The organism is Methanobrevibacter sp. (genome assembly GCF_045116495.1).
GTDB lineage: Archaea > Methanobacteriota > Methanobacteria > Methanobacteriales > Methanobacteriaceae > Methanocatella.
In genome coordinates, this window is record NZ_JBGULU010000095.1 from 1 (window position 1) to 11,315 (window position 11,315).

An 11,315-nucleotide genomic window follows, 5' to 3' on the forward strand; every position below is an offset into this window, starting at 1 on the left:
GATTAAACTTGTAGTATTTGACTTAGATAACGTTATTATTGATGGTGAAGCGATAGATGAGATAGGAAAATTAGCAAATGTTGAAGAGGACATAGCTGCAATTACTGAAAAAGCTATGCAAGGTGAAATAGACTTTGAAACTTCTATTAAAGACAGAGTTCAACTTCTTGAAGGAACTTCTATTGAAGACATCGAGAAAGTTGCTGATGATCTCCCATTAATGAATGGTGCTTGCAAAACCATCGATTGTTTGAAAAAGAATGATGTAGATGTAGCTATCATTAGTGGTAGTTTTGATGTAGTGGCTGATAAAGTAAAAGATAAACTCGGTGTTGAAACAGTTTATACTAATAGTTTCACAGTCGAAGATGGTAAATTAACTGGTGAAGTGACTGGTCCATTAGTATCCGGTACTAAATTAGATGTACTAAATGACCATGTCGAAAAAGCAGGAATTACTTTAGATGAAGTAGTTGCTGTTGGAGATGGCGCTAACGACATTTCCATGATTGAATCAGCTGGTTGCGGAATTGCATTCAATGCTAAAGATTCTGTAAAAGAAATAGCTGATGTTGTAGTAGAGGGAAAAGACTTATGCAAAGTCTTGGATGAAATTCTTAATCAATTAACCACTGAAGAAGAAACTGAAACTGTTGACGACGAAGAAACCGAAGAAGCTGTTGAAGCTGAAGCTGCTGAAGAATCCGAGGAAACTGAAGTAGTTGAAGAAGAAGCTGCTGAAGAAACTGATGCTGATGAAGCTGAAGAATCCGAAGAAGCTGAAGTAGCTGAACCTGAAGAGAAAAAAGAATTTGTTCTTGCTGACACCATGGAAGGTGTAAGAAAACAAAAAGATGAAAAAGAAGCTGAAATCTCCAAAGTTGCTGATGAAAGGGAAGAATTCAACAGAATAGCTAAAGAACAACGTAAGATTCGTGATGAATTAAACGCATCTTTAAAAGAAAACTTAAATAAAGCTATTGAATTCAGAAACGAGCGTAATGAAATCAACAAAGAAGTTGAAGCTGCTAAAAAGGCTCGTAACGAAGCTAACAACAAAATTAAAAGTCTCGAATGGTCTTCAGGTAAACGCGATAAAATCAAAATAGAAAATGAAATCAAGAAAATTGATAAAATCATTGAAACTCGCGTTTTAGACATCAAAAAAGAAAATCAACTTGTTAAAAATGCAAATGATTTAAGAAAACAGTTAATGGAAATTCATGAAGATGAATCCGTTAAAACTGAAGCTCAAGAACTTAAAAAATTATCTGAAGAAGAGCATGAAAAAGTTATTGAACTTTCCGAAAAAGCTCAAGAAGCTCACGAAGAAATGCTTACTTACTTCAGAAAAACTGATGATATTAGAACTGCTGCTGACGAAGCTCACAAAAAATTCATCGAAGCACGTAAAAATGCTTCCGCTAAACATGAAGAATTCAAAGCTATCTTAAGCGACATCCATGTTATCAACAAAAAATTAGGTTCCAACAAACCTAAGAAAAGGAAAAATGATAACAAAGGTGGATCAGGTTCTAACAAAAACCGTGAAGAAAGGGAAAGAGCTGAAGAAATCTTTGCTAAATTCAAACAAGGTGGAAAAGTTTCCACTGAAGAGATTTTACTCTTGCAAAAATATAATATAGGTTAAGCAATTAACCTCTATTTTTTTTATTTTTTTTAAAAGGTCTTACTATGTCAGAAGAAAAAATCGAAACTTGTTTTATTTGCGGAAAAGAATTTGACATGGCCAAAGCTGATTTAGCATATTACAGAAATGGCAAATATCCAATCTGTGATTACTGTGCTGATTTTTACGGGTTTTTCCAGGAAGATTTAACCCCTGAAAAAGAATAACTTTTTTTTATCATTTTTTCAATGTAATATTATAGTATATTACCAAATGTTTTTACCATTTGGCGATTACTTTTCAAATGCTCTCTTGGACTTCTTTTAAATATAAATCAACAACATATTGAATAATTGAATTTTGATAAAATTCATATTTCACTAAAAAAAAATATGCTGAATTTTAGTAGGGGCGTTATTTTTATGTGTTTGGTTGTGAATAAAGGTTTGAAATTGGAACTTTTACCTAGTAAAAGCATGATTCAGGTTTTAGAGCAGAATATAGGTAATGCACGCTTTATATGGAACAATATCCTTGGCATATATTGTGATTTATATGAACTATTTAAATTTCACGGATGCCCATTATCTCCCACAATCAACAATTTAAATGCTATTTTGAAGATGTTGAAACAGGAAAATAGTTTTTTGTATGATGGAGAGTCTACCAGCCAGCAACAGGTTTTTCGTGATTTAAATAAAGCATTTACTAAGCTTTTCAAAGAAAAACATGGTTTTCCAAAATTTAAATCCAAAAAGAACCCTAAACAATCTTTCAGAATTCAAAAAAACGGAAATAACATCAAGATAACCAACCGTAGAATACGCTTAGCAAAACTGGGATATGTACATTATCGCACAAGCAGCAAATACAAAAAATTGCTTAAAAATTCTAAAATCAATAATGTAACTGTTAAAAGAGAAAACGGCAAATATTACGCAATAGTAAACATAACAACAACCGTAGAAGAACTAGAAAAAACTGGTAAGCATATTGGTATTGATCTTGGATTAAAAAATCTCGCAACACTTTCCACCGGCCAAGAGATAGTCAACCTTGACCTAACACACGAAGAGGAAATGATTCACAAATACCAACGAAAACTAAATCGACAGAAATACATGAGCAATAACTACAAGAAAACGCTGCAAAAATACTACAAATGGCTAAATAGAAAAAACAACAAAATACAAAACGCATACCACCAACTAAGCAAATATCTAGTCAGAAATTATGATATAATTGCAATGGAAGACTTAAACATAAAAGGCATGTTTAAAAACAAAAAATGGGCACCCAAACTACAAAGAATAAGTTTATACAAACTCGTCAAAATGATAAAATACAAAGCAGAATGGTACAAAAAAACATTCATACAAATCGATCGATTCTATCCATCCAGCCAACTATGCAATAACTGCGGATACCAAAAACACGACCTAACACTCGGCATAAGAGAATGGACCTGCCCCGTATGCAAAACAAAACACAACAGAGACATCAACGCCTCAAAAAACATACTGCAAAAAGCAATACAAGAAAATATTGTGAACTCGTAAGTCAACGAGGGATAGCTTGGTAATCCTTATGTCTCACAAGAGCATAACAGCCCAAGAATAATTTTACAAAATGGTAAAAACATTAAGTAAAAGACTATAATATTACTCAAAACTTTTTTTTATAGAAATGTTTTTATATAAGAAATTATTTTAAATTAAATTCAGTTATTATTTTTTTTTAATTGGGGGACGTATATAATATGCATGAAGTAATTGTTTGTGAGAAGCCAACATCAGCTGAAAAAATTGCAAAAGCACTTTCACCAAGTGCCAAAAAGAAGGTTTACAACAAAAAAGTAAAGTACTGGGAACTTAAGAAGGATTCCAAAGATATTACAGTTGTATCTGCAGTAGGACATCTTTATTCACTCACTCCGGACAATCCAAAAGATAAAGTTTATTTTGATCTTCACTGGGCTCCGGCTTATGAAGTTAATAAAAGAGGAAGCGGATTCACCAAGGATTATGTCAGAGCTATTAAGAAGCTTGCAAAGGGTGCTGATTCCTATGTCCATGCCTGCGATTATGATACCGAAGGAACATTAATCGGGTACAATGCCTTGAAGTATGCCTGCGGACAGGATAATTTAAGCAAAATTTCCCGTATGAAGTTTTCAACATTGACAAAAAAGGATCTTCTTGAGGCATATGACAACAGAATAGATTTGGACATGAATCAGGTTGACTCAGGTATTGCAAGGCATGTCCTAGATTACTATTTTGGTGTGAATATTTCAAAAGCTTTAATGAAATCTGTAAGCAGTGCCAAACACAGATTTTTAAAATTGTCTGCCGGAAGAGTCCAGACACCAACACTGTCTATTCTTGTTGAAAGAGAAAAGGAAATTAAAAACTTTGTTCCCGAACCGTACTGGCTGATTAAAGCTATTATTGAAGGCGATATTGAAGTGGACCATATTGACGGCAAAATATTTGACAAGGCCCGTGCTGAAGAAATAATGACTAAATGCCAAGGGAAAGATGCTACCGTCGATAACATTAACATTTCCCTATCTTCCACTAAACCTCCTGTCCCATTTAACCTTGGAGGCCTTCAGTCTGAAGCATATAATGTTTTCGGATTTTCACCTAAAAAGACACAAACAATTGCACAAAACCTGTATACTTCAGGATACACTTCTTATCCCCGTACCTCCTCTCAAAAATTACCTGAAAGTCTTGATTTCAAGTCAATATTTTTACAATTAAGCAACAACGGTGAATTTAGAAAGCATATTTCCCAGCTTCCTTCAAAATTAAAACCTAACAACGGTAAAAAGGATGATGCGGCACACCCTGCAATTCACCCTACCGGAATTTTACCTACCAGTTTGTCAAAAGATGATAAGAAGATTTATGAGCTTATTGTCTACAGGTTTATTTCAGTATTCTTTGAAGCGGCTAAATTTGAAACAATGAGCACTACTCTTGACATTGAAGATGAAAAATTCCGCTTTAGACGTAGAAGAGTCACTCATAAGGGATGGATGGAACATTATCCATTTAGAAAAATTGATGATGAGATATTCCCGGACTTTAAAGAGGGGGATTTGGTTAAAGTATTGGATTTGATTTCTGATGAAAAGGAAACTAAACCTCCTGCCCGTTATAATCAAGCATCCCTAATTAAGGAACTTGAAAAAAGGGAGCTTGGTACCAAAGCTACCCGTGCGGATATAATAGATAAATTATATGACCGTAAGTTCATAACAGGTACTCAAAAAATTGAGGTTAACCAGCTAGGAGAGAATATGATTGATACTTTATCAACCTATTGTAAGGACATCACTTCAGAAGAACTGACCCGCAATTTCGAAATTAAGCTGGAAGGTATTGATAATAATGAGGCCACTCGTCAGGAAATCATATCTGAAGGCCAAAAAGAAGTCACTGTAATTTTAAGCGATATCAGTAAAAATTCAAAAGAAATCGGTACAAAATTATATGAATCATATCAGGAAAGTAACATTGTCGGAACATGCCCTAACTGTGGAGGAAATCTTGTTAAAAGGTATTCCCCTAAAACCAAAAGCTATTTTGTGGGATGTTCCAATTATCCGGACTGTACCACTGTCTATTCCATTCCGAAAGGAACCAATTTCTTGAAGAAAAAATGTGAAAAATGCGGTCTTCCAATCATCTCATTCGGCAAACCTCGTCAGCGTGCATGTCTTGACACCAATTGCGGAAAGGATAAAACCAAACCTTATGACCCTAAAGTTGTGGGCAAATGTCCGGACTGCGGTAAGGATTTGCTTAAGCGTTCAGGCAGATATGGTGAGTTTGTAGGATGCAGCGGATTTCCAAAATGCAGGTTTACATGTTCTTTGGAAGAGCTTGAAAGCAAATCAAAATAATTTTCCAATTCCTTTTTTAAGGATATTGGATTTTTATTCAGTTTTACATTATTTTTTCTAATTTTTGTAAATATAATATGGATTTCATATTTTTTTATTATTTTTTATTATTTTTTTAGTTTTTTTATTTTTTTAGTATAAATTAGGATATGCACAATACTTAATAATGTTAAGAAATATAAATATATCTTAATAAAAATATTATGAATTTTTTTAATATTTTTATTTTAATATCGATATTAAACTAAAAATAAATTTTTACTTTAATAATTTATGTCAAAAAAATTAATGAATTTAAACGAGGAATTTTATGAATAGAGAAACAATGATGACAGTAGCTAAATCAATCATCATAATCGTGATTTTATTAGCTGTTGTCTTTGCATTAAAAGCTCCTGCAGCTGATTTAAATATATTCTCTGATGATGTTAAAGGAGAATATGTTGATTCATCTGGTCTTCCATATTTTAGTGAAATGGATTCATATTATAACTTAAGGCTGACTGAAGATTATGTTGATCATGGTTTTGTGGGAGATGAAATAGTAAATGGTAGCGAGTGGGATATGCATAGGTTCGCTCCTACCGGTAATCAGGTTAATTACGAATTGGGAATTGTATATGTTACTTCGTTCCTGCACAGTATCTTCGGCGATCATTCTGTAAAAGAAATTGCATTTTGGACCGGAGCGGTTATTTCTACATTAGCGGTTATCCCTGCATTTATTTTTGCCAGAAGGCTGACAAATGATTATGGTGCTATTGTAGCTACAGTGATTATTGTACTTGCTCCAAACTACTTTGCGCACACATTCCCTGGATTTTTCGATACAGATATGTTCTATTACATATGGTCCCTGTTCTTTATTTTCTTCTTTGTAGAGACCATACGGGCAAAAAATATCATATTGAAGGTTATATTTGCCATATTGTCAATTATTTCAATTGGTCTGTTTTCACAATCATGGACAGGTTATATCTTTTACATAGGTATCATGGGAATATTTTCAATAGCATACCTTGTTGTTTGCTATGTTTTCAATATCGGTGAGGATAATCAGGACGAATATTCCAACAAGATAATGTGGTTCATACACCAAAGTGATTTCCTATCAATAGTACTTTTAGGCGTAATCGGATTTGTTGGCCTTGCTATTTTCCAAGGTATTGGCGGTGTAACAGGACTATTTGGAAGTTTAACAGGTTTACTTTCCTTGCAATCCGCTTCAAGAAGTATTGGTGGATTCCCTAACGTACTCGTTTCCGTTGCAGAGATGCAAATGCCAAGTTTACTTGGTAGCGGAATGACATCAGCATTTTTAGCAAATACCAATGGTGTAGTAAACGGTATGGGCGGTATCGCTGTTTTATTCGCAGGTCTAACTGTATTATATGTTTTAGTAAAAAGGGTATTGAAATTAAGAGAAACCAGAGTTAAAACTCCTGGATCTGTTACTAAAAAACCACCTAAAGGTAAAAGAACCGCTTCTGCTAAAAAAATTGACAACGATTTAAAATTAAAACTCAACTTAGGTAATTTTGATTTCGGTTCAACAGATGAGCTATTGACTTCAAAACGTTTAACCGCATTATATGCAACTTTATTTGTTGTTTGGGTTGTACTCACAGCTCTTGCGGTAAGTAGAGGTTCAAGGTTCATTACTACAATCGTATTGCCATTCGGTCTTATGGCTGGTATCTTTGTAGGTCTCGCAACCGATTATATTAAAAACAAATTAAATGATGACAGATGGTTAATTGCAATTGCAGTATTGTGCGGCTTTTTAGCAGCAGTTCCATTAGCTCAAATCAATGTTATTTTCGGAATTTTACTGTTCGTCGCTATTGTTGCATTTGCTTTAATTACTGTTTATGGAATTAAGAATGTTGCAAGCCAAAAAGTTCCACTTAAAAAATATGTTATTATCATAGCTATTGTGATTGCATTGATTACACCTTCAATCTGTGGTGCTTATCAAACTTCAGAAAATGTTGTTCCAGGTACCAGTGATGCAATGTGGAATTCAATGAAATGGATTAATGAGAATACTGCTAACGATACCGTAATCACATCCTGGTGGGACTTCGGGTACCTCTTTGAGATTGCTGCCGACAGACAGGTAACATTCGATGGGGGTTCTCAATCCGGTGACCGGGCATTCTGGCTGGGTCAGGCGATGACCACAAGTGATCTGCAGCTGTCTGCAGGTATTTTCAGAATGCTGGATTCAACAGGTACTATGGCTCAAACTGAATTAATTAATTATACAGGCGATTCTGGTAAAGCAACTGATATACTTATTGATATCTTGCCAAAAACAGCCAGTGATGCAAAAAATGATTTAGTAAGCAAATATCATCTGACTCAGGATCAGGCCAATACTGTAGTTAACTACACTCACCCTGATAAAGTACGTCCGGTAATATTTGTAGCATCTTCAGATATGCTTCAAAAAGCAGGCTGGTGGACTTACTTCGGTGCTTGGAACTTTGAAAACCAAACATCCAAAAACTACAACTATTACGTTCCAACACAACAAGTTGAAGTAAAACCTGGAAGCACTGGTAAATTGGCAATACTCAACGATCAAGGTATGACAGTTAATACAGTGATTACCCGTGGTACTGGAAACAATACTACTTCAGGTTATACAGAAGCAGTATATACTGAAAACGGACAGCAAATCATGATTAACGACACTCCATACAACCCATTAAATATTTCACACATAATCGTTATTGAAGACGGTTATATTATGAAAAATGAATCTGTGGGCGATGTAAAGGATGCAAACTTCACATTGTTCCTGATGGGTAACAATAACCAGTATACTCCTATTCTTATGAGTAACGAGTTGAGAAATTCAATGTTTACTCAGTTATACCTGTTAGGTGGAGCCGGTCAGAACATATTTGAAAATGTTCATGTTGAGAATGGTGTAATGCTGTTCAATGTAAACTTCAATAATACTGTTGCTGGTGGAGCCAGTGGCAGTTCAACCGGTAATACAACCGGTAATGCAACAACTTAGGTTAGGATTTCCCTAATCTAATCTTTTTTTATTTTTTTTTAAAAAATATGGTGAATTTTTATGGGGATTGAAGAGAAAATAAAAGATATTGAAGAAGAAATTCAAAAGACACCATATAATAAAGCTACTTCACATCACATAGGAAAGCTTAAGGCAAAACTTTCCAAACTCAAAGAGGAATCTCTGCAACGTAGTAGTGGGGGATCTAAAGGCCAGGGTTTTCATATAAAGAAATCTGGTGATGCTACTGTTGTACTTGTAGGATTTCCATCTGTGGGAAAATCTACTCTCTTAAATGAAATTACTAATGCTGAAAGTAAAGTTGGCGCTTATCAATTCACAACACTAGATATTGTTCCTGGTGTAATGGAACATAAAAATGCAAAAATTCAGATTTTCGATATTCCTGGAATCATCACCGGAGCAAGCAGCGGTAAAGGAAGAGGTAAGGAGATTTTATCCGTTGCAAGAACTGCAGATTTGATATTGGTTGTTCTTGATACTTTCAATCCGCAGCACATTAATGTCATTCTAAAAGAATTGAGGGCTATTGGAATAAGGCCGAATGAAAGACCTCCTGATGTTACTGTCAAAAGGAAAAAACTTGGAGGGGTCAAGGTTTCATCAACATGCAAACTGACCCACATGGACGAAAAAACAATCAGATCTATTCTAAATGAGTACGGATATATTAATGCCGATGTGCTTTTCAGGGATGATGTGACAATGGATCAATTTATTGATGTACTCGATAGAAATAAATCATATGTTCCGATGATTGTCCTGTTAAATAAGGTGGATCTTGTAGATGAGGCATACATCGAGGAGCTTAAAAAATACATTCCTGAATTCATTCCGATTTCCGCAGATAAAAAGACAAATATCGAAGAGTTGAAGGACACAATATTCGATAACCTTGATTTGGTTCGTGTATATCTAAAACCTCAAGGGAGAAAAGCGGATATGGAAGATCCTCTGGTCATCAAGAAAGGCTCTACTGTAATTGATGCATGCAGAAAACTTCATAGGGAATTCGTGAAGAATTTCCGTCATGCCAAAGTCTGGGGAACCTCTGTAAAATTCCCAGGTCAAAAAGTAGGTCCGGACCATGTTCTGGAAGATGAAGACGTTTTAAGAATTATTCTTAAAAAATAATTCTTACTATTTTTTTGATACTATGTATAAAACTATTTTTATAACAGGCACTCCGTGTACCGGAAAAACCACTGTCAGTGAAGTGTTGTCTTCTAAGCTAAACTGTCGATTGATTAAGATTAACGATTTGGCTTTAGAAAATGAATTTGTTTTGGGAATTGATGAAGATAAAGGCTATAAGGTCATTGACATTCCTAAACTTAATGAAAAGGTTTCTGAAATCATTGCTGATAGTGATGAACTGATTATTTTTGAAGGGCACTTGGCACATTTGTGTGATGATGCCGATAAGGTCATAATTTTAAGGGTAAGACCGGAGATTTTACGCTCAAGACTTGAAGGGCGTGATTATTCCGAAGCTAAAATCCGTGAAAATCTTGAAGCTGAAGCTATGGGAGTCTGCACTGCCGAAGCCTATGAAATCTATGGTGAAGACATCTCTGAAATTGATGTAAGCGATTTGACAGTTGATGAGATTGTTGATGAGATTTCTTGTGTAATTTCAGATGAGAAAACTTATTCTGTTGGTGAAGTCGACTTCATGGATTGGCTGATTTCAAATTCATAATTATTTTTCGACAACAATTTTCTATAATGGAAGCAATTTTACTAAATCATTACAATCTTTCTTTTTTAGGTCAATTTCTAATTTATATTTATCTATTTTTACAATGTGTATTTGTGCATTTGCGTATCTTGAAAATATTTATATAGATTTGATTTCAATATTAACATGATTGTTCTAGCTAGTTCAAGCACTAAAAAAGTTGCAACATTAAATCTTTTAAGTGCTTTAAATTACAATCAAGTGATATGATGGTACAAATTACATTAGATATTGATGAAAAGCTACTTGAAGATTTGAAAAAACAAGCTTTAAATGATAAATCTAATTATTTAGATTTATGTTGTAAATTAATAAAGCAAGGACTTGATAATATGTCAACAGTAACTATTAGTGATGAAGTGATGGAAAAAGTTAATATAAAATGTAGGCAATCTAATAAAACTCCATTTGAAGTCATTAATGAAGTTTTATTGGATGCTTTGGGTAAAGTAGATGAAATTCCAGATGATATTGATGGAGATAAGATCTGGAATTTGCTTGAACATGACAAACCTGAAGGTGATGATATTTTAGATAGAATCACAGATATGTTTGATTAAAAATTTAACACCACGGAGGATATAAAATGATTTTTTTAGATTCTTCATATATTAAGGGTTTGATTCTAAAAAATGATGATTATAACTTGATAAAATCAGAGTATTTGAAAGGATTGGTTAATAATCCTTTCTTTTTTAGGTTTTTTGCGAAAAAACTATTTTCATATCAGCAATCCATATTGACAAATTATTATTTTATTTACAATAAGTATGTTACAGTAATATTTGTGTTAAAAATAAAATATAAAAAAATATTATCAAAATTAGAATATTCATTAGTTGTTCATATCTTTAAACAGTTCTGTCCATTGTTCGTTCCCATGGATATAATCGAATCTGCTGTAAAGATGGTTCAGAACGTATTTTCCTTCGTCTGTGATGTAATAGAATTTAACTTTTCTGTTGCCTTTCATTTC

At 33.8% G+C, this 11,315-nt stretch carries 8 protein-coding genes; all 8 read left to right on the forward strand.

Annotated elements, in window-relative coordinates; translation table 11 throughout:
- Position 1 precedes the first annotated feature (1 nt).
- The 8 genes from serB to ACJMLH_RS05125 all read left to right on the forward strand — a co-directional run bounded on the left by serB (position 2) and on the right by ACJMLH_RS05125 (position 10,899).
- Positions 2 to 1,651, forward strand: coding sequence for a phosphoserine phosphatase SerB (serB, locus tag ACJMLH_RS05090; protein ID WP_405275365.1), 1,650 nt, complete (start codon positions 2 to 4; stop codon positions 1,649 to 1,651).
- A 44-nt stretch (positions 1,652 to 1,695) separates the two neighbouring features.
- Positions 1,696 to 1,857, forward strand: a complete 162-nt coding sequence (locus ACJMLH_RS05095; RefSeq protein ID WP_405275367.1) for a hypothetical protein — start codon at positions 1,696 to 1,698, stop codon at positions 1,855 to 1,857.
- 126 nt (positions 1,858 to 1,983) lie between these two features.
- Complete coding sequence (locus tag ACJMLH_RS05100) at positions 1,984 to 3,189, forward strand: RNA-guided endonuclease InsQ/TnpB family protein (protein WP_405275369.1); 1,206 nt, start codon at positions 1,984 to 1,986, stop codon at positions 3,187 to 3,189.
- A gap of 200 nt (positions 3,190 to 3,389) precedes the next feature.
- Positions 3,390 to 5,546 carry a DNA topoisomerase I gene (topA, locus tag ACJMLH_RS05105; protein ID WP_405275371.1) on the forward strand — a complete coding sequence of 719 codons (2,157 nt, stop codon included), beginning with the start codon at positions 3,390 to 3,392 and terminating at the stop codon, positions 5,544 to 5,546.
- Between the two features lie 310 nt (positions 5,547 to 5,856).
- Entirely contained in the window at positions 5,857 to 8,577 is a 2,721-nt protein-coding gene (locus tag ACJMLH_RS05110; RefSeq protein WP_405275373.1) for an STT3 domain-containing protein, read from the forward strand.
- A 60-nt stretch (positions 8,578 to 8,637) separates the two neighbouring features.
- A complete protein-coding gene (locus ACJMLH_RS05115) occupies positions 8,638 to 9,732 on the forward strand; it encodes an OBG GTPase family GTP-binding protein (protein WP_405275376.1) in 1,095 nt (364 codons plus the stop codon).
- 22 nt (positions 9,733 to 9,754) lie between these two features.
- On the forward strand, positions 9,755 to 10,300 hold the full coding sequence (locus tag ACJMLH_RS05120) for an adenylate kinase family protein (protein ID WP_405275378.1): 546 nt from the start codon (positions 9,755 to 9,757) through the stop codon (positions 10,298 to 10,300).
- A 248-nt stretch (positions 10,301 to 10,548) separates the two neighbouring features.
- Entirely contained in the window at positions 10,549 to 10,899 is a 351-nt protein-coding gene (locus tag ACJMLH_RS05125) for a hypothetical protein (RefSeq protein ID WP_405275380.1), read from the forward strand.
- The last annotated feature ends 416 nt before the right edge of the window (positions 10,900 to 11,315 follow it).